Here is a 23,000-nt window from a genome sequence, read left to right as displayed (position 1 = left end):
CAATGCAATCCGCTTTGAAGGCCAGTTCGAAACCTGACCTCGCCGTCGATCGCGACTGGTGGCGAGGCGCGGTGATCTACCAGATCTATCCGCGCAGTTACCAGGACTCGAACGGCGATGGCATCGGTGACCTAAGGGGCATCATCGGCAGGCTCCCCTACATCGCGGCACTCGGCGTGGACGCCATCTGGATATCGCCGTTCTTCAAGTCGCCGATGAAGGATTTCGGCTACGACGTGTCCGACTATTGCGACGTCGATCCGATGTTCGGCACGTTGGCCGATTTCGATGCGCTGACCGCCGAGGCGCACAGGCTGGGCTTGAAGGTGATGATCGACGAGGTGCTGTCGCACACCGCCGACAATCATCCGTGGTTCAAGGAAAGCCGGTCGAGCCGCACCAACCCGAAGGCCGACTGGTATGTCTGGGCGGACGCCAGGCCGGACGGCACGCCGCCCAACAACTGGCTGTCGATCTTCGGCGGATCGGCGTGGCAATGGGACACCAGCCGCCAGCAATATTATCTGCACAACTTCCTGGCCGAGCAGCCCGACCTCAACTTCCACAACCGTCAAGTCCAGGACGCGCTGCTCGACGTCACCCGCTTCTGGCTGGAGCGCGGCGTCGACGGCTTCCGGCTCGACACCATCAATTTCTACTTCCACAGCCTGGGCCTGGAAAACAACCCGCCGCTGCCGCCGGAGGAGCGCAACGACCAGACGGCGCCGGCGGTTAATCCCTACAATTACCAGGACCATCTCTACGACAAGAGCCGACCGGAGAACCTTGGTTTCCTCGAACGGTTCCGCGCCTTGCTCGACGAATACCCGGCAGCCGCCGCCGTCGGCGAGGTTGGCGATTCGCAGCGCGGGCTGGAAGTGGTGGCGGCCTATACCGCCGGCGGCAAGCGCGTGCAGATGTGCTATTCCTTCGACTTCCTGGCGCCCGAAAAGATCAGCGCGGCCAAGGTCCGCTCGGTGCTGGAAGCCTTCGGCAAGGTCGCCAGTGACGGCTGGTCGTGCTGGGCCTTCTCCAACCATGACGTGATGCGCCCCGCCTCGCGCTGGGCCGCCAATGAGGCCGACCCGACCGCCTATCTCAAGGTCATCTCGGCGCTGCTGATGTCCTTGCGCGGCTCGGTCTGCATCTATCAAGGCGAGGAACTCGGCCTTGGCGAAGCCGACCTGCGATTCGAGGATCTGCAGGACCCCTATGGCATCCGCTTCTGGCCGGAATTCAAGGGCCGCGACGGCTGTCGCACGCCGATGGTGTGGGATGCCGCCGCCAAGAATGGCGGCTTCTCGACGGCGAAGCCGTGGCTGCCAGTGCCCGGAAAGCATCTTTCGCAAGCGGTCAATGTCCAGCAGGGCGATGATCGCTCCTTGCTCGAGCACTACCGGCGCTTTCTCACCTTCCGGCACGCTCATCCGGCGCTGGCCAAGGGCGACATCACCTTCATCGAAAGCCAGGGCGACACGGTCGCTTTCACACGCCGGGCAGGCAATGAACAGATCGTCTGCGTCTTCAATCTGGCAGCCAAGCCGACCGAGATTGACCTTGGCGACCGATCGTTGCACCCTTTGCCCGGGCACGGTTTTTCGGGCCAGACGAGCACCGGTTCCATACAGCTCGGCGGCTACGGCGCCTGGTTCGGGCGCATCGACTGAATTTCAAATCACTGGGAGGAAACCAATGGCCGATGTCACGCTAAGGCAAGTGAAGAAGTCCTACGGCAATCTGAACATTCTCCACGGCATCGACCTCGATATAAAGTCGGGCGAGTTCATCGTCTTCGTCGGCCCGTCCGGCTGCGGCAAGTCGACCTTGCTGCGGTCGATCGCCGGGCTCGAGGAAATCACCTCCGGTGAGCTCAAGATCGCCGGCGAGGTGGTGAATGACGTGCCGCCGTCGAAGCGGGGCATCGCAATGGTGTTCCAGTCCTATGCGCTTTATCCGCACATGACCGTCTACGACAACATGGCGTTCTCGATGAAGATCGGCAAGGAAAGCAAGGCCGAGATCGACAAGCGGGTGCGGCAGGCGGCGGAAATCCTGCAGCTGACCAAATATCTCGACCGGCTGCCCAAGGCGATGTCGGGCGGCCAGCGCCAGCGCGTCGCCATCGGCCGCGCCATCGTGCGCAATCCGAAAGTGTTCCTGTTCGACGAACCCCTGTCGAACCTTGACGCGGCGCTGCGCGTCGCCACCCGCATCGAGATTGCCAAGCTCAAGGAATCGATGCCCAACACGACCATGATCTACGTCACCCACGACCAGGTCGAGGCGATGACGCTGGCCGACCGCATCGTGGTGCTCAAGGAAGGCCATATCGAACAGGTCGGCACGCCGATGGATCTCTACAAGAAGCCCGGCAACCTGTTCGTCGCCCAGTTCATCGGCTCGCCGGCCATGAACATCCTGCCGGCGACCATCGACAAGACCGGAAACCCGACCGTCGTCAGCCATGTCGGCGGGCGGAAGGCGACGGTGCCGATCTCGACACCGGCTTCGGCAAAGGGTGCTGCGGTGAGTTTCGGCGTGCGGCCGGAAGACCTGATCATCGCCACCGGCGCGGACTATCTCTTCGAGGGAACGGTGGATTATGTCGAGCAGCTCGGCGAGGTCCAGCTTGTATACATCGACATCGGCCGCGCCGACCTGCCGCTGGTGACGAAGCTGCCCGGCAATGTCGAGGTCAAGCGCGGCTCGACATTGCGGCTGAGCGCCAACGCCGAGGACCTGCACATCTTCGACGCGGACGGACATTCCTTCGCGCTCCAGAAGCCGGAAGCAAAGGCAGCCTGAGGCGGCCTGTCCTGCTGGACCAAGGCGAGAAAAAAGAGCGGCGGGCAAGGCCCGCCGCTCTTTTTTCAGGAATCAAGTTCGGTTGTTAGAGCAATTCCAGGAAAAGTGTGAAACGGTTTTCCGTCCGGAATTGCGTCAAAACAAAGAGTTAGAGCGGTTTGCCGTTTCCGTGAAACGGTGAACTGCTCTAGTGGCCGAAGAGATTCCGGTCGCTGCCCTGGGGGGCGGACTTCTCTACGTCACCCGACGAATTGAGCAGCTTGTAGACAGGCGAGCCGCTGTTGCGGATCGAGCCCGTATGCGAGGTGTCGACGTTGACGGTCGCCTGCTTGTTGATGTCGGTGCCGCCAACGTTGTCGTTGCGGGCATAGGCGCTGCCGGCGGCAATCAGAAGTGCGGCGGCAGTAAGAACAATCTTTTTCATTTTTGATACTCCGGTATTTCAAGTTCCAGACGGCGGGCTGGCCCGCCGCCTTGCTTTCGGATGTTAGTTGTTGCCGAACAGGTTGCGGTCGCTGCCCTGGGCAGGCGCCTGGGCAGCCGGCTCCGACTTCTTGATCGAGGCCGTATACGAGCTGTCGACCGTGGCGGCAGGCTGGTTGGCACCGTTGGAGCCAAAATTGTCGCTGCCGGCAAAAGCGCTGCCGGAAACGGCAAGGAGGGCGGCGGTGGCGATAAGGATCTTCTTCATTTCAAGTACTCCTGAATTTCTGGGTTTCGCCAGGGCGGCGGGCACACCCGCCGTCACCTGGGGAATCGGCTGTTAGTTGTTGCCGAAGAGGTTACGGTCACTGCCCTGAACGACGGGCTGCTTTTCAGCCGGAACCGACTTCTGGATCGAAGCCGTGCGCGAGCTGTCAACCGAGGTGGCGGCGGGCTGATTGGCGCCATTGGAGCCAAAGTTGTCGCTGCCGGCGAAGGCGCTGCCGGAGATGGCCAGAACGGCGGCGGCAGCAAGGATGATCTTCTTCATTTCAAGTACTCCTGAATTTCTGGATTTCGCCAGGACGGCGGGCAAGCCGCCGCCTGCTGGCGATCGGCTGTTAGTTGTTGCCGAAGAGGTTACGGTCGCTGCCCTGGGCAGGCGTCTGAGCAGCCGGTTCCGACTTCTTGATCGAAGCCGTGTACGAGCTGTCGACAGCAGTGGCTGCCGGGGCATTTGAACCGTAGTGATCGCTACCGTTAGCGAAGGCGCTGCCGGAAATGGCCAGAAGGGCGGCGGCAGTGAGGACAATCTTTTTCATTTTTTGGTACTCCAGTATCTTCTTATTTCCGTCCGTCTAGCGGCGTGTCTTGGAAGGAATTCGCGTCGTTCGGACAGCCCCGATGTGGGAGAGCCATCCAGCCATTTCCAATCACGAAGTTGTTTCGTGTGGACCATGAATCTGCCACTTGAAATTGTACCAGGGCCTTCTACATCATGTACTTTTCTGTTTTATATCAGTTAGTTAGATAAAATTGCCGTTCCGATCACCAACTGTGTCCAGGGTCCAGCGTTCACACCGTCCTGCACGCACCGTCAACAGAAACGAACCGTTCGGTTCGATTTTAGAGGCAGCTAATAGTCACTTTTCGAAACCGTTAACGGTTTTTGGCTTCCGCCAGCGACCGGATTCGGGAAGACCGCGGCCGGCGAATGGCAATCGGGGAGATCGGATTTCAGCCCGGCAATCGCCAATCCGGGCGTTCGTACGCGTGTCGCGCCGCATGGATGCGATGTCGCTTTCATGCCGATGTCGCAAGCGCCGTCGTGATTAGATCATGACATCTCAGGTGCCGCTTCGTGACGACGAGGCGGAGAATTGGGAAGCCGGTCAGAATCCGGCGCTGCCCCCGCAACGGTGGTGGAGTTCAAGTCGCAACGGGAGACCACTGGGCCGAAAGCCTGGGAAGGTGTCGCGATCGTCCGCAAGGACAACTCCAGAGCCCGGAAACCAGCCGGAGATGTCTAGACTCGACTGATCGCGGTGGGCGGTCAAGAGGTGGATAGCGCATGTCCGACACATTGCCGGCTTGCGTCCGATCCTTCCTCTCTTCCCCTCCGATGCAGTCCTTGATTGAGAGGACAGGACATGGACGCGCGCAACGACATGCTGAGGCTCTTGAATGGCCGCAAGCAAGGCTTTTCACTCGAGCAGCCCTTTTACACCGACCCCGACTATTTCAAGCTCGACATGGAGCTGATCTGGTATCGCGACTGGCTGTTCATCGGCCATGATTGCGAACTGCCGAAGCCGGGCAGCTACATCACCGTGCAGATCGGTGACTATCCGGTCGTCCTCGTCCGCGACCAGCAAGGCAAGATCAACGGCTTCCACAATTCCTGCCGCCATCGCGGCAGCCGTGTCTGCAACTCCGACAAGGGCACGGCGGCCAAGCTGGTCTGCCCCTACCACCAATGGACCTATGAGCTGGACGGAAGGCTGCTGTTCGCCGGGCAGATGGCCGACGGTTTCGACAAGAGCCAGTTCGGCCTGAAGCCGGTCGCCTGCGAGACCGTCGGCGGTTACATCTTCATTTGCCTGGCCAAGGAGCCGGCTGATTTCGCGCCGATGCGGGCGATGATCGAACCCTATCTGCTGCCGCACCGGCTGCGCGAGGCAAAAGTCGCCTTCGAGAGCACGATCATCGAGAAGGGCAACTGGAAGCTGGTCTGGGAAAACAACCGCGAGTGCTACCATTGCGCCGGCAATCATCCGGAGCTCTGCAAGACCTTCCCGGAAGCACCGACGGTGACCGGCGTGCAAGGCGCCGACAGCGACCCTGAAATGCTTGCGCACTGGGCGAAATGCGAAGCGGCCGGCCTGCCGAGCAAGTTTCGCATCGATCCGGCCGGGCAGTACCGCGCCACCCGCGCGCCGCTGTTGCGCGATGCCGTCAGCTACACGATGACCGGCAAGCAGGCGGTGAAGAAGAACCTGTCCGACACCGTCTCCGCCGACCGCATCGGCACTTTAATGCACTATCACTATCCGACGACGTGGAACCACATCCTCATCGACCATGCGGTGACCTTCCGCGTGCTGCCGATCAGCGCCACGGAAACCGCGGTGACGACCAAATGGCTGGTGCACAAGGATGCGGTCGAAGGCGTCGACTACGATCTCGCCGAACTCACCCATGTGTGGACCGAGACCAACGACCAGGACCGCCGCATCGTCGAGGAAAATGCCTTCGGCATCCTGTCACCGGCCTACGAACCAGGTCCCTATTCGGAGCTGCATGAGGGCGGCGTGATCCAGTTCGTCGACTGGTATGCACGCTTCATCGGCCCACGCCTTGCCGGAGACGGCAGGCCGGCCCTGCGCAGCGTCGCCTAGCGCATGGCGCCCAAAAGCGCGCAGCGGTTTTCGGTTCAAGCCATGCACGGAACAAAAGGGACAAGAGGATGAATGCGATGACGGATCTTGGCCTCTATCGCCATCTCGACGAGATGGCGCCCTGGAACGACAGGCTCCAGGTGCTGGAAGTGATCGGCGTCGCCGACGAGGCCCCCGACGTAAAGACCTTCACCTTCCGCTCCGACAACCAGACCTGGTTCCGCTACAAGCCTGGCCAGTTCGTGACGTTGGAGCTGCCGACCGCCGAGGGGCCGCTGATGCGCACCTACACGCTGTCGTCCTCGCCGTCTCGGCCGTTCTCGATCGCGGTGACGGTGAAGGCACAAGCGGGCAGCATCGGCACACGCTGGATGTTCGATCATCTGGCGCCCGGCACCCATGTCAAGGCCTATGGGCCGGCCGGCGACTTCTCGCTGCACAGCCACCCGGCGGCCAAATATTTGTTTATTTCGGCCGGCTCCGGCGTGACGCCGATGATGTCGATGCTGCGCTGGCTCAACGACTGCGCGCCATGGACCGATGTCGGCTTCGTCAACTGTGCGCGTCGCCCGGAAGAGATCATTTTCCGCAAGGAGCTCGAACTGCTCGGCAGCCGCATGCCCGGCCTGTCGCTCGGCTTCATGATCGAGGAGCGGTCGAGCCGCGAGGGCTGGTTCGGCCATATGGGCCGCATCGACGCGATCCGGCTGCCATTGCTGGCACCTGATTTCCGCGAGCGCGAAATCTTCTGCTGCGGCCCCGATCCCTTCATGCGCGCCGTGCGCGGCATGCTGGAAGCGGCCGGCTTCGACATGACGAAATACCATCAGGAGAGCTTTGCGGCGCCCGTCGTGGAGGAGATCCCGGCGACGTTCGCTGCGCAGGCGCGGGACGGCGCCGCGGTTCCCGTCGAAGCCGCCACCCCGATCCGCTTCTGGCTTTCGGATGTCGATGCCGAATGCGTCGCCGGCCAGACCGTGCTGCAGACGGCGCGGGCTTCGGGCGTGCGTATCCCCGCCGCCTGCGAGTTCGGCCTGTGCGGAACCTGCAAGGTGAAGAAGGTCGCGGGCACCGTCGAGATGAGCCACAATGGCGGTATCCTCGATCATGAGATCGACGACGGTTTTATCCTCGCCTGCTGTTCCAAGCCGCTTTCGGCGCTCGAAATCGAGGCGTGATCCACTCAGAGCCAGACTGCTCCCCAAAAATGGTCGACGCCGCGCCGACGCCCGTTGACTTGCCAAGCAAGAACCGAGTGTTTACAGGCGTTGTTGGGGAGCGACCACGCCGACCGGTGATTGGTCGCGCAAGCTGCGGGGACCAAGAACGATGCGCCATGCCGATGTCTACACAATCGCGAGCAAGGACGTTGTCTTTGAGTCCTTCGACGGCGAGGCCGTGGTGCTCGATCTTTCGAGCGGGAAATATTTTGGTTTTTCCGATTCAGGCAGCAGGATCTGGCAGGCGCTCTCGTCCGGCGTCGATGCCCAGGCCCTGATCGGGCTGACCGCCGGCGCCTCGATAATAGGCCCGGCTGAACTCGACGGCTTCGTATCGCAATTGGTCGAACTGCGGCTCCTGACGCGTTCCGACGCGCCGGCGCGGCCGCTGCCGGGCGACCTGCTTGCCGAGCTTGCGGCCACGAGCGAGCCGCTCAACGTGAGTGTCCACGACGACCTCGCCGACCTCATCATCGTGGATCCCATCCATGAAGTCGAGGAACCGCTGGGCTGGCCGGCGGTCAAGCAGGCATCCTGACGGGCAGTCGCATCCGCGATAGAGGGGCGCTGGATCTGGCCATGTCGCGCGTTACCCTCGAAACCTTGCCGGACTACGCCCGGTATCTCATCGCCGCCGCCGAAGGCGCGTCCGCGTCCTATCCGGTCACGCGAACGATCCGCCTGCCCTGGCTGGAACTGACCGCGCATCTCGGTCCCGGTGTGCTGGCGGACGCGCTCGGCCATGCTTTTGTCGAGACCAGGGGTGATCAACCGGAAAGCTCCAGCTGCAGCATTTTTGTTGCTCACCCGGGCATCCACGGCATCCCTGGGCCGGCACGATGGGGCGACGCGCATTTCACCGAACACGGCTTTGCCAAGCGCCTCGCCGAGGCCGGGTTGCGCGGCCACCATTTCCACGATCTCGATTTCTGGCAGTTCTACGATCCGCAACGTCGCGTTGGCGTGCAACTGATGGCCTCGGCCGACGCCTTTCCGCCCTGGGAACCTGGCGCGCCGCTGCGCGCCTTCCTGCACTGGGAATATGCGGCACGCGGCATGCGGCTTGCCCATGCTGGCACGCTTGGCACCAACGGCAAGGGCGTTCTGCTTGCCGGCGCGGGTGGCGCCGGAAAATCCGGGACCGTCGCTGCCGGCCTCCTCAACGGGCTGGACAGCGTCGGCGACGACTATGTGCTGATCGACCTCTCCAACGGCGTTACGGCCCGCCCGCTGTTTTCGACCCTGAAGCAAGACCCCCAAGGGTTTGCGCGGCTCGGGCTGAAGCGCCGGCTGGCCGACGGTCCGCTCAACTGGCAGGGCAAGCACGCCTTTCACATTGGCGACATCGCGCCTCGGCCGGTGCCCGCAACGCTGGACATCGTTGCGCTGGTGGTGCCACATATCAGCGGTGGCGAGGCGAGCTCGATCATGCCAATGTCGCGCAAGGATGCCATGATTGCATTGGCGCCGTCCGGGATAGCACAGATGCCGGGCGAGCGGGAAAGCGGCTTTCGCTTCTTCAGCGATCTCACCCGCCTGCTGCCGTGCTACCGTCTGTCGCTGGGGACGCAGCCGCAGGAGATCGCCGGCACGGTCGCGGATTTCTTCGCGCGGGGCGCTTCGTGAAACTGAGCGTGATCATGCCCGTCTACAATCGCGAGCGCTATGTCGTTTCGGCATTGCGCTCGCTGGTGCGGCAGCGCGACGACCTCGACCTCGACATCATCGTCATCGATGACGGCTCGACCGACGGTTCGGCGCAGGCCGTACGCTCGATGATGCGCAAGACGCCCTGCATCCGCCTGTTCCAGCAGGCCAATATGGGCGTCGCCAGGGCGCGCAACGCCGGGCTGCGGCACCTGCCGCCGGACGCCGGGTTCGTGTCGTTCCTGGATTCGGACGATATCTCGCTGGCGGGACGCTTCAAGCGGGATCTTGCGTGCTTCACGGCCGACCCCCGCCTCGAATTGACCTATTCGCTGATGACGCTGGCCGACCGGATTGATGACGAGAGACTTGAGCCGGCGGCCGACAGCCGTACCATGACGCTTCGGGGAATTTCGCTGAGCACCGCCGTGTTCCGCAGGGCACTTGTCGACCGGACGGGCCAGTTCGACGAGGATTTCGAACAAGCAGAGGACACCGACTACCTGCTGCGTGTTTTCGAAATGGATCCGAACTACGAATTGCTGGATGCCGTCGCGATCTACTACCGGCGCCACGCTGGCAACGTCACCAAGGAACAGAGCGGCAGGGTCCGCAACCATTTGCGTGCCATCCACAAGTCGATGCGGCGGCGCAAGGCCGACCCGTCTTTACATGAGGTCCAGGGCATCTTCGAACTGAAGAGCCCGGCAAACTGGCAGATGCTGTGATGCCGGACACCATCGGTTCGGATCAGCCAAGCCCGGAACAGTCGTGGAGCCATCAATGAGGCTGAGCGTGATCATGCCCGTCTACAACCGCGAGGCCTTTGTCGGCGCGGCCCTGCGCTCGCTGTTGAGACAACGCAATGCAGCCGATCTCGACATCATCGTCATCGATGATGGCTCGACAGACGGATCTGCCGAAGTCGTGCGCTCGGTGATGGATGAAAACCCCTGCATCCGCCTGTTCCAGCAGCCCAACCTGGGTGTGACCCGGACGCGCAATACCGGACTCGGGCTGCTCGAGCCGGACACGGACCTGGTGTCCTTTCTCGATTCGGACGACATTTCCCCCGCGGGACGCTTCGAGGCCGATATCGAACTCTTCCGGAACGATCCGGACCTGGACCTCACCTATTCAAAAATGATGCTTGTCGACGAGATCGACGACGAGCGTCTGGAGCCGGCCACCAACAGCAACAGCATCACGGTTCGGGGCATCCATCTGTCGGCGGCGATCTTTTCGCGCCGGCTTGTCGAACGTATCGGTGGTTTCGACGAAGCCTTCCATCAGGCGGAGGACACCGACTACCTGCTGCGCACCTTTGAAAGCGGGCCAAGATATGCGATGCCGGAGACAGTGGCCCTCTACTACAGACGCCATCCCGGCAACATGACCCGACAGACCGACGTCCAGTCCCGTGAATTCATGCGCGCTATCTACAAATCGATGAACCGCCGCAAGGCAGATCCGTCCCGGCGTCGAATCGAGGGCATCTTCGATCTCAGGCCTCTCGCTGACTGGCATTTCATGTGATGAGCGGATACGGCGTCGTCATCCCAGCCTTCAATGCAGCCGGCACCATCGCTGAAACCCTGCGATCGGTCGTGGCCCAGTCGGTCAAGCCCGAGACCATCATCGTCGTCGACGACGGCTCGACCGACGACACGGTCGCGGTGATCAAGGCGATGAACCTGCCGGTCAAGCTGTTGCACCAGGACAATGCCGGGCCCGGCAGCGCCACGACCCGGGGCATTGCGGCGCTGTCGACGCCACTCATCGCGACGCTCGATGCGGACGATCTGTGGCTGCCGGACAAGATCGAAAGGCAACTCGCGCATCTCGAGGGATCTCCCGCGACATCCGGGGTTTTCTGTCATTGGCGTAATTTCCGCAACGACCAGCCCGACGCGCCCGAGGCCGCGGCCCTGCCTGGCTGGTCGCGGACCACCATGATGATCCGACGCGCGGTGGCCCAGACCGTCGGACCAATCGTCGATCCGCCGGGCGGCCGTGGCGAAATGATCGACTGGATCGCCCGCGCGCGTGAAGCCGGTTTCGTCCTCGATATGCTGGACGAGGCGCTGGCGCTGCGCCGCATCAGGCCCGGCAGTCTCTCCTATGGGCGCGATCCGGCACGCGACCGCGGCTATCTCCAGGTGGCAAGGCTCGCCATGCAGCGGCGGGCCCAGAACAAGGCTCGCCCCCGTTGAAGGCCAAGGCAGTTCGCCGCATCGGCCGCCGCTTTCCGGACTATGGCTGGTCCTGGCCGACCGGTGGGCTCGACCAGCTGCTCAAGGCGGCGCTTCTTTCCGACGAGGACGCCGCCGCTGCCTGCGCAGCGCGCTGGCTGGACGAGAACGACATCGACCTTGTCGCCTTCCGGGAGCACCGGCTGCTTGCTGCCATCTCCGACAGGTTCGGCAGGAAGCTCGCCGGCCATTCCGCTTATCCGCGCCTCGTAGGCCTGCAGAAGATGCTGTGGACCAAGTCGCGCATGGCCATGCGCGAGGCCGAACCGGCGCTCCAGGCGATGGCTGATGCCGGATGCATGGTGATGCTGATCAAGGGCGCCAGCCGCATCGCCTTGAACGCGTCGGCGCAGCGTGGCCGCGTGGCGCACGACATCGACATATTGGTACGGCCGCAGGACATGCAGACGGCCTTCGACGTGCTGCGCGACCGCGACTGGCAGATCGCCTCGGGTGTTAGCCCGCAATATCTGCGGACAAGACTGGCGTCGCTGCGTTCTATGAATTTCTTCAAGGGCAGTTTCGGCGACATCGACCTGCACCAGCTCGCCTATGATGGTTCGCAGCAAAGCAACGAAGACGACCTTGCTATCTGGCGCAGGGCCGCGGCCGGCGTGTTCAGCGGCGTCAGCGTGCTGGTGCCGTCGCCTGCCGACCGCATCGCGCTGGCCATCGCGCATGGCGGGCTTGATGCCCACACGCACAGCGACTGGCTGGTCGATTGCGCCGTGGCTATCCGAGACGGCAATGTCGACTGGGACGTGTTCCTCGATATTGTCACCGGGCGCGGCCTTGCCGTTGCCGCCGCGGTGGCGCTCTCCTACCTTGCGCTGGGTATCGGCGTGGCGGTGCCGGATGAGGTGCTGGCGCGCGTGCTGGAGATGGCCGACCGCGCTGGCCTTTCGCGCTGGTCAGCCGTGCTGCAGGCCAAGCCGCGAACTGATTTCGGCAGGCTGGTCTGGCTGTCGCGTGGCCTTGCCAAGCAATTGCGGCTGCAGCGAAAGAGCGGCCGGTTGCAACAGGAGCCGCCGGCCAAGGCCTGGCGCGGCAGGTCGGCTGGGCGCAGGCCACCAGACGCGGCGTCGCCATTGGTGTTTTCACAGGCCATCCCCTGTCCGCGAACGACGGGGGACATGATGCTCGACATCGCCGTCAGAATCAGTGTCCCACCGGTCCGGCGCCGCATTGAAATGGAGATCAATGCCGGTGACGACCATGTTGCTCGCCTGCGTGCCATGGTCATCAGCCGATCCGGCAAGGAAAGGGTGCTGCATTTTCGCGGCAAGGTGAGGCTGGACGGCTCAGGACAGGCCTTGACGCTGGAGGCGCGGCCGTCGCGGCAGTTTCGCGAATGGAATGACGCGGCCGCCGTCGCCGTCTATGGCGCACTGCCTTTCCAATTGCTGTCGGCAGAATTCTCGCCGGTTGGCTGAGACCGGCGGGGACGAGACGCACGCGTCGAAAACGACAGGCGCAACCTCCCAGGCGACCCTCGTTCAGACCCCGTAGCGTTCGGTGCGAATGATTTCCGCCGCCACGCCGGCGTCGATCAGCGCCTGGGCGGCAGCCGAAACGAAGGCGTTGGAGCCGCAGACGAAAGCGATCCTCGGCGGCTCGGGCAGCCGGGCCATGGCTTGCACCATCATCGCGACGTCCACCCGTCGCGAATAGTCGGCTGGCCGGCGCGCGGCTTCGCGCGTCAGGGTCAGCACCAGGCCGAAGCCATCCTCGCGGTCGTCGAGGCCGATCAGCTCGTCACGAAAGATCACTTCGTCCCAGACCCGCGCCGAAAAGACCAGGACGACGGGCACCGTCGATTTTCGGGCGGCGCGATGGCGAACCATCGACATCAACGGCACGACGCCCGAGCCGCCGCCGACCAGCAGAAGCGGCCCACCGTCGTCATTGGGCCAGACGAAATGCCCGCCCAGCGGCCCACGCAGTTCGACCTCGTCGCCAACTGCGGCCACCTCATGGAAGAAGGGCGAGACCTCGCCATCATCGAGTTTCTCGATCGCCAGCTCGATCGTCCCGTCCGTCCTGGGCGCGGAGGCGATGGAATAGGAGCGGCGCGCCTGATAACCATCCGGCGCCGTCAGCCTGACATCGACATGCTGCCCGGCTCGATAGGCGAAGGGCCGCGACAGCCGGAAGAAGAAGCTGGTGACACGCGGCGTGCGCTTTTCGATGCGGACGATCCCGGCTGTCTGCCAGGGCGACTGGACCGCCAGCGCTTCGCTCATGGGTCGTCCGTATAGCGCTGTTCGCGCCAGGGGTCGCCATAGATGTGATAGCCGCGCAATTCCCAGAAGCCGGGCTCGTCACGCGTCGTGAACTGCAAGCCGTTCAACCATTTGGCCGACTTCCAGAAATAGAGATGCGGAACGAGCAGCCGCGCCGGACCGCCATGGTCCGGGGCGATCGGCTTGCCCTCGTAAAGCAGCGCCACCATCGCCTTGCCAGCGGTCAGGTCCTTTACCGGCACATTGGTAGTGTAGCCGTCGAACGCATGTGCCAGCGTGAAATCGGTCGGCGGCTCCAAGCCGGCATCGGCAAGGATATCGTCGACCAGCACGCCCTGCCACGGCGTGTCGAACTTGGTCCACGCGGTCACGCAATGGATGTCTCTCGTCATCTTGGTCAAAGGCAGCGCGTTGAACTCGGCCCAATTCCATTTCCTGATCGGCCGCGGCCCATGCTTCAGCGTGAACGACCAGTCCTCGGTGCGCACGCGCGGCGTCGGACCAGCCGACAGGACCGGAAATCCCTGCTCGAGATATTGCCCGGGCGGGATGCGCGCATCGCCGTCGGTCGGTGGGCGCCGCCCAGAAAGAAAACCTCGGGTGACCATTGCGGCAATCCCTCTGTGTCAGGCCATCTGTCAGCCCTGCACAATGTTCTCGAAGATACCGTGGCGGGCAACCGAAATCTTGACGCACGGGCGGAGGGTTCGTCGTTGGTCCGACGAGCCCTGCCGTTCCCGCGCCCAGTTCAGCGCCCCATGTCAGCCATTGGCAAACGGCACCGCGACATAAATCTGGCCACCGTCGCGCTCCACCAGCAACAGCACCGATTTCCTGCCGGACTTGCCGGCCTGGGCAATCGCCTGGGTGACCTGCCTGGCGTTCTTCACCGGCACCTGATTGACGGCAACGATGACGTCGCCGGGCTCGATACCCGACGCCGCGGCCGCCTTGTCGGGACTGACGCTGGCAACAACCGCGCCGTGCTGGTTGTCGGAGAGGTTCAGCTGCTGGCGAATGTCGGGCGTGATGTCCATCAGGCCGAGGCCGATCGCGGGAGCCCGATTGCCTTGCCCGGGCGCACCGGAGCCGTCGGTCACCGACGCGGTCTTCACATCATCGCTGTTTTGGCCGACATCGACGGAGATCCGCACCGCCTTGCCCTTGCGCCAGACGTCGAGTGGCTCCCCGGCGCCGGGTGCGACGTCGGCGACGGCCCGCGACAGGTCCTTGGGATCCTTGACGTCCTGCCCGGCAAAGCCGGTGATGACGTCGCCGGTCTCGACGCCGGCCCTGGCGGCCGGCGAGCCGTCATTGACCTGCGAAACCAGTGCCCCGCCAGGATGGTCGAGGCCGACGGCGCTCGCCACATCCGGGGTAACCGGCTGGATTTCGACACCGAGATAGCCGTACTGGATCGACCCGCCCTTCTCCAGCTTGGCAACCACCTTCTGGGCCTGGTCGGATGGAATGGCGAAGCCGACGCCGACACTGCCGCCATTGGGCGAATAGATCGCCGCGTTGATGCCGACGACATTGCCGTTCACATCCACCAGCGGGCCGCCGGAATTGCCATGGTTGATCGGAGCGTCGATCTGGATGAAATCATCAAACGGTCCGCTGTGCAGATCGCGGCCGCGTGCCGAAACGATGCCTGCGGTCACCGTTGTGCCGATGCCGAACGGATTGCCGATGGCCAGCACCTGGTCGCCGGTCATCAACTTGTCGGAGTCACCCCATTTGACCGTCGGCAACGGCTTGCCGGCCTTGATCTTCAGCACGGCGAGATCATTCTTGGCGTCGCTGCCGACGAGCTTGGCGGGAAGTTCAGTGCCGTCGTCGAGCGTCACCTTGATCGAAGAGGCGCCATCGACGACGTGATTGTTGGTGACGATGGTGCCGTCGGCGGCGACGATGAAGCCGGAGCCGAGCGCCTCCGCGCGTGGCGCCTGCTGCTGCGGCGGTGTGCGTGGGGCCGGCATGCCCTGGTCACCGAAGAACTGGCGGAAATAGTCGTCGAACGGCGAGTTGCCGAGAGGTGTGCTGTCATCGCCACTTGCCGGCGATGCTTTCATGACGGTGGTAATCGTCACCACCGCCGGCTTGTCGGCTGCCACGATGGGAGCGAACGAGCCGTTGGGCGCGGTAATGCCGGCGACGGGTGTCTGGGTTGTCGGAACGGTGTTGCCCGCACTTTGGGCGAAAGACACGACGAAGGGGGATATGATCAGCGCAGCGCCCAGCAAGGCCGCGACGCGATGCCTGCGAAGGATATCTGACATGGTCGTTTGTCCGGGCGAGAGTTGATCCAGCGCCGTGGCCTCTTCCCCATGCGGGGAAACCCGGTCATCCGGCGTGTCGAGGGTCGCATTGCCCGTCTCGCCTAGCATGGCAGCCGACCGGATCGACAACCCTGCATCTAGGACGCTGATTGGCCCGATTTAGGGTTTTCGGGCGACCTTACGAAGATTTAATCTCCAGCAAGCGGCCTGTCACAAAGTCGTCAAGCGACAGGTCAGGCCCGACTTTTCGGCCCCGCGAGGCATCAGATCCCGCCGGTTCGCTGCAGATAGGCCGTGGCAATCTCACGCATGCGCTTGCCATCGAAGCTTGGTCCGTGACCGCCATGGCCGATGCGGATCGGCAGGTCGAGCAGGCGCTGCATCGTGTGGCGATAGGCAGTGCGGTCGGAATCCGGCAGGTCGTCGATCAGCCTGTCGTCGTAGATGGCGTCGCCGCTGAAGAACAGACCGTCGGCCTCGTCGTACAGCGCGATCGAATCCGGCGAATGCCCGGGCAGGTGCAGCACGCGGAACTGGCGGTCGCCGAGGTCGACCACGTCGCCCTCGTCAAGGGTCCGCGTCAAGGGCGCGGACGGAATCTTGTAATCGGCGGCTCTCCAACCCGCTGCCGGCAGTTTCGAAACGGCACCTTCGAGATCGTGGAACATGTAGGCGTAGGTCGCAGCCTCATCCATGCTCTCGAACTGCGCCGCACTCATCCTTGGCCCGGCCCGCCACGGGAATTCGTGCAGCGAGCCTACATGGTCGAGATGGATGTGCGTGGCGACGACCAGAAGCGGCTTGCCCTGCTGCGTCTCGATCTCCGGCGTCAGCGGGCAGATGCCCATGCCGGTATCGACCAGAAGGTCGGCGTCGCGGCCGCGCAGGTGCCAGATGTTGGCGCGTACATAGGCATGCACGAACGGCTCGGTCAGCATCGTCGTCTTGTCGTCGACGATGCTCTTGCTGAACCAGTCGGGGTCTGAGCCCAGCATCAGACGAACGGCTTCCCGATCTTGTATTTTTCCGGCACCAGCCGCTTGAGGTAGGCCATGCCTGCCTCGGACAGCTGATTGACATCGGGCTGCATGAAATCGTCCGGCATGTGGCGGGTCTTGCCGGCAACGTTCTTCAACGGCACCTTCTTCAGCACCGTTTTGCTGCCGTCATATTGCAGCGCCACCGAGCCGCCGCCCTGTTCGGCGACGGTGACGGCGAAAGCGCCGGCGTCGAAGGCTTCCTGCGCGTCGACCGCGCTGATGGCGCCGACATAGCCACGCGGCATATAGCCGAGCGCGTCGACGCGGGCCCGCTTGCCCGGCAGGCCCTCGGCCAGCGCGCGCTCGAGCGCCGCCGGCAGGTCGCTGCCCGACAGCTTGACGTTGCCATGCGCGTCGCGTTCCAGCTTGTCCGGCGGCACCAGGCTTTCGACCAGCGCCTTGCCGTCGGCCGTGCTGACACCTTCCGACACGGCGACGATGCAGCGCTTGTGGCGGTCGAGCGCGGCGCGCACGTCGTCGATGAAGCCGGCGGCCGAGAACGGACGCTCGGGCACATAGACAAGATGCGGCCCGCTGTCCTGGTCGAGTTGCCAGGCCGCGGCCGCCGCGGTGAGGAAGCCGGCATGCCGGCCCATGACGATGCCGACATAGATGCCGGGCAGAGCGCGAAAATCGAGATCGACGGACAGGAAGGCGCCAGCGACAAACTCGGCCGCCGAAATGAAGCCCGGCGTGTGGTCGTTCTCCTCGAGATCATTGTCGATGGTTTTCGGCGCATGGACAAAGGCGATCTTGCCGCCGGCGGCATCGGTCAGGATTTGCTGCGTGCCCGACGTGTCGTTGCCGCCGATATAGATGAAGGCGTCCGCACCGGCCTTCTTCAATCCGTTGAGGATGACGTCGCAATAGGCCGCGTCCGGCTTGTCGCGCGTCGAGCCAAGGGCGGCACTGGGGGTGCCGGCAATCAGCCGCAACCGGTCCTCGGGAATGGCGGAGAGGTCGACATAATTGCCGTCACGGATGCCGCGCACACCGTGGATCGAGCCCAGGACCTTGGCGCCGGGATGCCGCTTGCGGATCTCCAGCGTCGCCCCGACAACGGTCTGGTTGATGACGGCGGTCGGACCGCCGCCCTGCGCGATAACAAAAGTTCCGGCCATTCCTGACGTCTCCCGAGCGGTGAATGCGCAGGCACATTCGCCTGTCTTTCGCTATCGCGCAACGGGAGAACCAGAGCATGGTCCCGAAAAGCCTGCCCTCGGGCCCGACCCGAGGCTGGCAACCGGCTTTCACGAGAGATCGGGCTCAAACAGAGAGACGAGGCGGCCGCGCGGGCGGCCGGCAGGATCAGACGACAACGACCGGGTTTTTCTTGGAGACACGGCTGTAGAGATCGATGATGTCCTGGTTGATCAGGCGCACGCAGCCCGACGACATGGCCTGGCCGATGCTCCACCACTCGGGCGAGCCGTGGATGCGGTAGCCGGTGTCCTTGCCGTCCTGATAGATGTAGAGGGCACGGGCGCCAAGCGGGTTGGTGAGGCCACCGGGTTGCCCGGCCTGCCACTTCACCAGTTCCGGCTTGCGGGCGATCATTTCCGGCGGTGGCGTCCAGGTCGGCCACTCCCTGCCGTACTGGATGTTGGCGCGACCGGACCAGCGGAAGCCGTCCTTGCCGATGCCGACGCCGTAGCGGATGGCGTCGCCACCTGGCTGGACGAGATAGAGCAAGCGCTCCTGCAGATGGACGACGATGGTGCCGGGCGCTTCGCCCGTCGTGTCGACGACGATCTGCCGGCGAAATTCCGGCTTGACCTTGAGATAAGGCACTTCCGGCAGGTTAAAGCCGCCATCCGTCATGGAAGCGTACATCACGTCCGGGCTGGTGACATTCTTGTCGACACTGATGCTTGGCCGGATCGGTCGCACCGAGCCGGTGGTGACATCATCCAGTTCCAGCATCGGCAGGCCGCCGCCCGAGGTCGAGCAGCCGGCAGCGCTGAGCAAAACCAGCGCCCCTGCCCCAGACAGAACAGCACGGCGGGAAAGGTGATGATCGGTTTCGATTGCGTCGCCGTTTCGCGGCGGCGTCAGACCTAGCGGCAACTCACGCATATACCCAAACCCTACGCTGTCGGCGGGAAGCACGATCCGGCCGGATAGCAGGCATTTTCGTCATTCATGGTTGATAAAGCGTGAAGACCTTGCATCGCCTGCGTTTGCGCATGGCCTGGTAGTCTTTGGCCATCTCATCCGGCAGTTCATCCGGGGGCTACCGCACAAAAAGACCTCGGCTGGGTCATATTCCCGGCGCTCGCCTTTCCCACCCTCAGGCGATCAGCGAGGGGTATCCATGTGCAAGACCTTAAACCGACATCAAGCTTTTTGCCGCTGCCATTGCCGCGGCCGCGATGGTTCTTGGTGCCAATGTCAGCCTGGCCGATATTGCGGGCACGCTGAGCGGCGCGAACTGACGCCGATCTGCCGCTCGAAAAATTGATGTCGTAGCAATTCCAGGAAAAGTGCATCGCGGTTTTCCGTCCGGAATTGCGTAAAAACAAAAAACCAACCTCTTTACATTCTCCCAGACACAAGGATTTATCCTCTTCCTTGAGCTCAAGGGAGACGAGCATGTCCTTCGAAAACTGGGCCGCCTTTGCCGCCGCGTCGACGATCCTCCTTGTCATTCCGGGCCCGACCATCCTGCTGGTCGTGTCCTATGCGCTGGGCCAGGGCTGGCGCACCGCATTGCCGATGGCGGCCGGCGTGGCACTGGGCGACTTCACCGCGATGACGCTGTCGATGCTGGGCATCGGCGCGCTGCTGGCGGCCTCGGCGACCGTCTTCACGATCCTGAAGCTGATCGGCGCCGGCTATCTGATCTATCTCGGCGTGAAACTGTTCCGGGCCGGCGGCGCACTGAAAGCAGAACCGCGCACCGACGTTGTGTCCTCGGCCAGGATGATGGCGCATGCCTGGCTGGTCACGGCGCTCAACCCGAAAAGCATCACCTTCTTCGTCGCCTTCCTGCCGCAGTTCCTCGACCGGCACGCCTATTTCTGGACACAGATGCTGATCTTCGAGACGACCTTCCTGGCACTCGCCTTCGCCAATGCCTTCGGCTATGCGCTGATCGCGGCGAGGGCGCGCAATGTCGTGCGCAACCCCAAGGCGATCCGCATCTTCAACCGCACCGGCGGCACGCTGCTGGTCGGCGCCGGCATCGCCACGGTGGCGATGCGTTCAGGCAATTGAGGCAGAGCAAATTCAGAACGTTACAGCACCGCGAGCCCTGAAGGACGCGCGGTGCTGCGGGTTCACATGCCTCACCATTTGACGCTCAAACCGAGATTGCCCTCGAGAATGCGGCGCTTGTCGCCGCCGAGATTGGTGGTGTAGTCGCCGGTGGCGAAGATGCTGACCTTGTCGGTTACCTTGGCGACGACACCGCCGCCGAACTCCAACGAGGTCGACCTGCCTTCGGTCGAGATGTCCGTCGTGTCGAAGCTGACACGCTCGGTGCCGCCGAAATCGTGCCAGATGTTGGCCTTCAGGTAAGGCTGCAGCGCCATGCCGTTGATCGTGGTCTCGCCCTGCAGCCGCGCCCCCAGCCGGCCGGTGACACTGTCGTGGGAATCGAAGGAAACCGACGAGAAGCGGTCCGAGGTATCGTCGAGCGACAGATGGTGCCAGACCAGTTGCGCCTGCGGTTCGAGTGTCCAGGCTTGCGATAGGCTAATGGGATAGCCGCTCTCAAGCGAAGCGGTGATGCCGGTTCCACCGATGTCGATGCCGATGTCGCGCGACGACGTGGCGTTGCCGCAGAAGAAGGTGGCCATGACCACGCCGTCTAGGTACCAGCCGCCCTGGCCGATACGGGTCCAGTAGCCGCCAACGCTGGTGCCGCTCAAGTCGATACCACCGACGGACAGATTGTCCTGCCCCAGCGCCTGGCCGCGCACGTCGCCATTCATGCTGGCATAGGCGATGAACAGGCCGGCGCGATCGACCGAACCGGAGCTAGTTTCCCGGCCGAACACGTCGAAGCCGCCCTGGAAGCCGAACAGAGTGCCGTCGAAGGACGGCGACACCGTTCCCGACCAGGCCATCTTGGTGTCCTGGCCGAAGATGCGGCCCCAGACCGGTGACAATTCCGTGTTCGACAACAGGCTCTGCTCACCGCGCCGTTCATGGAAGGTGCCGAGCGTCGTCATCACCAGATGTTCGGCCACTGGCGGCAAGGCCGAGTAGACCGGTACCTCGATACGATAGAGCAGGATTTCCTCACCCGCGGCCGGTGTCGGCAGGTCGGGCACCACCGTCGGCACCACCGGTGGCGGCGGTGGCGGATCCGCGGCCGGTGCCGGCGGCGGCGGAGGCGGCGGCTCGGGCTCCGGGTCGCTGGCTTGCACCGGCGGTGTCGGGTCGACCGGCGGGTTGTTGATGTCGCCCTCGGTTGGCGGCGGCGTCGGCGGCAGCTCGGATGGCGGCGGGGGCGGCGGCTCGACCGCGGGCGGCACCGGTTCCGGCTGCGGGGCGGGCTCCAGCGGCGCCGGCGCCGCCGCCGGCGACGTCGGCGTTATCAGCGTCGAGCGCAGATACCAGTTCTCCCCGCTGCCGGGGCTGACGCCGCCCTTGAACAGATAATATTCGAAGGCGCCTGCCGCGACCGGCGCGTCGAGAGCAAAGGCGTTGGCGCTGGATGTGGCACCGTTGATCGCCTGGATGACCATGATGCCGTCCGCCGTGGTCTCGGCGCCTGCGCCGCCGACATTGACCACCCCGATGCCGGTCGAGCCGGAGGCCGTTCCCCCCGACAGGACCAGCCTGTCGGAAGCGGACGAATCATCGCCAAGTTCGGTCTGGATGAGCAGCAGGCCGCCGAGCCCGGTATAGTTTCCGGAAATCGTCAGCCGGTCGCTGGCGCCGGTGCCGCCATTGGTCAGATCGATGCGCCCGGCATTGGTGACCTGCGCCAGCTGGCCCGCCGTAAAGGCCAGGATCGAGGCATTGAAGCCGCCGCCGTAGAGCGTGCTCGCCTGATCGACACTGAGCGATCCGGTGCCCGTGCCGCTGTCGCCGAGCACGAGGTTGCCATCCAACATCAGTTGGGTGTCGTTGGTGGCGTTGATCGTCTCCCAGTTCTGGACCCTGGCGATCCCCTCCAGCTTGACGTTGTCGAAGGTCAGCGTGTCGGCGCCAAGGCCGCCGTTAAGCGCGTCGACTGCGCCGAGATTGGCATTGGTGAGGTTGCTGAGCTTGGCGGTATCGTTATCACCGCCGAGGTCGACGGCGCCGTATATGATGCCGCCGCCGTTCCAGACGAAATTGTCGGCGCCAAAGCTCATCAGCACGTCGCCGCCGACCGTGCCGCCGGTAATCGTCACGCTGTCGTTGCCGCCGCTGACGCTGATGTTGCCGCCGATCGTGCCGCCCGAAAGGATGATCGTGTCCTCGTCAAAGCCGGTAACGAGGTTGCGGTCGATGGTGCCGGCGGACATGTTGAAATAGTTCTTGTCGAGCTTCATGTTGACGCGGCCGATGCGGCCACCGGTCATCACGGCGCGATCGCCATCATCGAAGAAATCGACGATGCGACCGCCCGTCATGGTGAACGTATCCAGGCCGTCGCCCTGGTTGAGCGAACCGATCTGACCACCGCTCATGTTGAAGTCGTCGATGCCGGCGCCCTGCTGGACATTGCCCGCGACAGTGCCGGCGCCGATAGTGAAGAAGTCCGTGCCGCCGCCCTGATCGACAGTGCCGGTGATGGTGCCGGACTGCATGTTGATGCGATCGGTGCCGACGCCGAAGGTGACATTGCCGCTCACCTGCCCGGTGCCGCCAGCGGGAAAATTCAGCGTGTTGTCGCCGCCTGTATCGGTGAGGTTGCCGCCTGAATCGCCACTATCGCAAGTGAAGGTGTCATTTCCAGGAGACGGAACCAGCACGCATGCCGCGAAGGCCGCGGAATTGGGCAGCAACGCAAGTGCTGTAGTTGCAAGAAAACTAATAAACCACGGATGGATTTGACGCGGCCTTTGCCGCAACAAAGCAATCATTTCACCCGTCTCTTCCGAACGGCTGCTCGGAAGCTCTATTTCAAAGAGCCACATCGCGTCCCCTCTCAGATCGCGATTTTCAAGCCCCTTACCCGCGCCGCAATGAAGCCACAATCTGTCCGATTTTACAAAGCCTAATCTGCACCCCATGGTTGATGAACTACGAAA

At 63.5% G+C, this 23,000-nt stretch carries 23 protein-coding genes and 1 riboswitch; of the genes, 11 read left to right on the top strand and 12 right to left on the bottom strand.

Annotated elements, in window-relative coordinates:
• Nucleotides 1-2: 2 nt before the first annotated feature.
• Nucleotides 3-1,667 carry a beta-galactosidase BglA gene (bglA, locus tag AC56QQ_RS02165; RefSeq protein ID WP_497125388.1) on the top strand — a complete coding sequence of 555 codons (1,665 nt, stop codon included), beginning with the start codon at nucleotides 3-5 and terminating at the stop codon, nucleotides 1,665-1,667.
• Nucleotides 1,668-1,692: 25 nt separating this feature from the next.
• Complete coding sequence (locus tag AC56QQ_RS02160; protein WP_497125387.1) at nucleotides 1,693-2,805, top strand: ABC transporter ATP-binding protein; 1,113 nt, start codon at nucleotides 1,693-1,695, stop codon at nucleotides 2,803-2,805.
• A 187-nt stretch (nucleotides 2,806-2,992) separates the two neighbouring features.
• Here the strand turns inward: AC56QQ_RS02160 and AC56QQ_RS02155 are convergent, their stop codons facing one another.
• The 4 genes from AC56QQ_RS02155 to AC56QQ_RS02140 all read right to left on the bottom strand — a co-directional run bounded on the left by AC56QQ_RS02155 (nucleotide 2,993) and on the right by AC56QQ_RS02140 (nucleotide 4,049).
• On the bottom strand, nucleotides 2,993-3,229 hold the full coding sequence (locus AC56QQ_RS02155; RefSeq protein ID WP_091586240.1) for a DUF680 domain-containing protein: 237 nt from the start codon (nucleotides 3,227-3,229) through the stop codon (nucleotides 2,993-2,995).
• A 63-nt stretch (nucleotides 3,230-3,292) separates the two neighbouring features.
• Nucleotides 3,293-3,496, bottom strand: a complete 204-nt coding sequence (locus AC56QQ_RS02150) for a DUF680 domain-containing protein (RefSeq protein ID WP_497125386.1) — start codon at nucleotides 3,494-3,496, stop codon at nucleotides 3,293-3,295.
• A 72-nt stretch (nucleotides 3,497-3,568) separates the two neighbouring features.
• Nucleotides 3,569-3,778: a DUF680 domain-containing protein gene (locus AC56QQ_RS02145; protein WP_497125385.1), complete on the bottom strand. Its 210-nt coding sequence runs from the start codon at nucleotides 3,776-3,778 to the stop codon at nucleotides 3,569-3,571.
• Nucleotides 3,779-3,848: 70 nt separating this feature from the next.
• The gene (locus tag AC56QQ_RS02140) at nucleotides 3,849-4,049 is read right to left on the bottom strand and encodes a DUF680 domain-containing protein (RefSeq protein ID WP_091586243.1); all 201 of its coding nucleotides are present in this window, start codon (nucleotides 4,047-4,049) and stop codon (nucleotides 3,849-3,851) included.
• A 510-nt stretch (nucleotides 4,050-4,559) separates the two neighbouring features.
• A riboswitch (cobalamin riboswitch) is annotated at nucleotides 4,560-4,762 on the top strand.
• 115 nt (nucleotides 4,763-4,877) lie between these two features.
• Between AC56QQ_RS02140 and AC56QQ_RS02135 the strand changes: the two genes are divergently transcribed.
• The 8 genes from AC56QQ_RS02135 to AC56QQ_RS02100 all read left to right on the top strand — a co-directional run bounded on the left by AC56QQ_RS02135 (nucleotide 4,878) and on the right by AC56QQ_RS02100 (nucleotide 12,677).
• Nucleotides 4,878-6,125, top strand: coding sequence for an aromatic ring-hydroxylating oxygenase subunit alpha (locus tag AC56QQ_RS02135; RefSeq protein ID WP_497125384.1), 1,248 nt, complete (start codon nucleotides 4,878-4,880; stop codon nucleotides 6,123-6,125).
• A gap of 77 nt (nucleotides 6,126-6,202) precedes the next feature.
• A complete protein-coding gene (locus AC56QQ_RS02130; protein ID WP_497125383.1) occupies nucleotides 6,203-7,303 on the top strand; it encodes an FAD-binding oxidoreductase in 1,101 nt (366 codons plus the stop codon).
• Nucleotides 7,304-7,454: 151 nt separating this feature from the next.
• Nucleotides 7,455-7,883, top strand: coding sequence for a PqqD family protein (locus tag AC56QQ_RS02125; protein WP_497125382.1), 429 nt, complete (start codon nucleotides 7,455-7,457; stop codon nucleotides 7,881-7,883).
• A 41-nt stretch (nucleotides 7,884-7,924) separates the two neighbouring features.
• A complete protein-coding gene (locus AC56QQ_RS02120) occupies nucleotides 7,925-8,971 on the top strand; it encodes a serine kinase (RefSeq protein ID WP_497125381.1) in 1,047 nt (348 codons plus the stop codon).
• Entirely contained in the window at nucleotides 8,968-9,720 is a 753-nt protein-coding gene (locus tag AC56QQ_RS02115) for a glycosyltransferase family 2 protein (protein WP_497125380.1), read from the top strand. Before AC56QQ_RS02120 ends, AC56QQ_RS02115 begins: the two co-directional genes overlap by 4 nt.
• Before the next feature lie 55 nt (nucleotides 9,721-9,775).
• Nucleotides 9,776-10,528: a glycosyltransferase family 2 protein gene (locus AC56QQ_RS02110; protein ID WP_497125379.1), complete on the top strand. Its 753-nt coding sequence runs from the start codon at nucleotides 9,776-9,778 to the stop codon at nucleotides 10,526-10,528.
• The gene (locus AC56QQ_RS02105; RefSeq protein WP_497125378.1) at nucleotides 10,528-11,205 is read left to right on the top strand and encodes a glycosyltransferase family 2 protein; all 678 of its coding nucleotides are present in this window, start codon (nucleotides 10,528-10,530) and stop codon (nucleotides 11,203-11,205) included. Before AC56QQ_RS02110 ends, AC56QQ_RS02105 begins: the two co-directional genes overlap by 1 nt.
• A complete protein-coding gene (locus tag AC56QQ_RS02100) occupies nucleotides 11,202-12,677 on the top strand; it encodes a nucleotidyltransferase family protein (protein ID WP_497125377.1) in 1,476 nt (491 codons plus the stop codon). Before AC56QQ_RS02105 ends, AC56QQ_RS02100 begins: the two co-directional genes overlap by 4 nt.
• A 63-nt stretch (nucleotides 12,678-12,740) precedes the next feature.
• On the opposite strand, the gene AC56QQ_RS02095 is transcribed toward AC56QQ_RS02100, so the two are convergent.
• The 7 genes from AC56QQ_RS02095 to AC56QQ_RS02065 all read right to left on the bottom strand — a co-directional run bounded on the left by AC56QQ_RS02095 (nucleotide 12,741) and on the right by AC56QQ_RS02065 (nucleotide 19,403).
• Nucleotides 12,741-13,487 carry an FAD-binding oxidoreductase gene (locus AC56QQ_RS02095; RefSeq protein ID WP_497125376.1) on the bottom strand — a complete coding sequence of 249 codons (747 nt, stop codon included), beginning with the start codon at nucleotides 13,485-13,487 and terminating at the stop codon, nucleotides 12,741-12,743.
• Nucleotides 13,484-14,095: a molybdopterin-dependent oxidoreductase gene (locus AC56QQ_RS02090; RefSeq protein WP_497125375.1), complete on the bottom strand. Its 612-nt coding sequence runs from the start codon at nucleotides 14,093-14,095 to the stop codon at nucleotides 13,484-13,486. Before AC56QQ_RS02090 ends, AC56QQ_RS02095 begins: the two co-directional genes overlap by 4 nt.
• A 153-nt stretch (nucleotides 14,096-14,248) precedes the next feature.
• On the bottom strand, nucleotides 14,249-15,769 hold the full coding sequence (locus AC56QQ_RS02085) for a DegQ family serine endoprotease (RefSeq protein ID WP_497125374.1): 1,521 nt from the start codon (nucleotides 15,767-15,769) through the stop codon (nucleotides 14,249-14,251).
• A gap of 263 nt (nucleotides 15,770-16,032) precedes the next feature.
• Nucleotides 16,033-16,764 (bottom strand): MBL fold metallo-hydrolase, encoded by a 732-nt coding sequence (locus tag AC56QQ_RS02080; protein ID WP_497125373.1) that lies wholly within the window; start codon nucleotides 16,762-16,764, stop codon nucleotides 16,033-16,035.
• Nucleotides 16,764-17,930 (bottom strand): diphosphate--fructose-6-phosphate 1-phosphotransferase, encoded by a 1,167-nt coding sequence (locus tag AC56QQ_RS02075; RefSeq protein WP_497125372.1) that lies wholly within the window; start codon nucleotides 17,928-17,930, stop codon nucleotides 16,764-16,766. The genes AC56QQ_RS02080 and AC56QQ_RS02075 overlap by 1 nt, the downstream gene beginning before the upstream one ends.
• Nucleotides 17,931-18,117: 187 nt before the next feature.
• On the bottom strand, nucleotides 18,118-18,885 hold the full coding sequence (locus AC56QQ_RS02070; RefSeq protein WP_497125371.1) for a L,D-transpeptidase: 768 nt from the start codon (nucleotides 18,883-18,885) through the stop codon (nucleotides 18,118-18,120).
• Nucleotides 18,886-19,031: 146 nt separating this feature from the next.
• Entirely contained in the window at nucleotides 19,032-19,403 is a 372-nt protein-coding gene (locus AC56QQ_RS02065; protein ID WP_497125370.1) for a hypothetical protein, read from the bottom strand.
• On the opposite strand from AC56QQ_RS02065, the gene AC56QQ_RS02060 reads away from it, so the two are divergent.
• Nucleotides 19,402-20,025, top strand: coding sequence for a LysE family translocator (locus tag AC56QQ_RS02060; protein WP_497125369.1), 624 nt, complete (start codon nucleotides 19,402-19,404; stop codon nucleotides 20,023-20,025). The genes AC56QQ_RS02065 and AC56QQ_RS02060 overlap by 2 nt on opposite strands.
• 71 nt (nucleotides 20,026-20,096) lie before the next feature.
• On the opposite strand, the gene AC56QQ_RS02055 is transcribed toward AC56QQ_RS02060, so the two are convergent.
• Nucleotides 20,097-22,886, bottom strand: a complete 2,790-nt coding sequence (locus AC56QQ_RS02055; protein ID WP_497125368.1) for an autotransporter family protein — start codon at nucleotides 22,884-22,886, stop codon at nucleotides 20,097-20,099.
• Nucleotides 22,887-23,000: the final 114 nt, after the last annotated feature.

This window comes from Mesorhizobium sp. RCAM 05099, from assembly GCF_059683685.1.
This window is presented reverse-complemented; position numbering and strand designations above follow the sequence as displayed.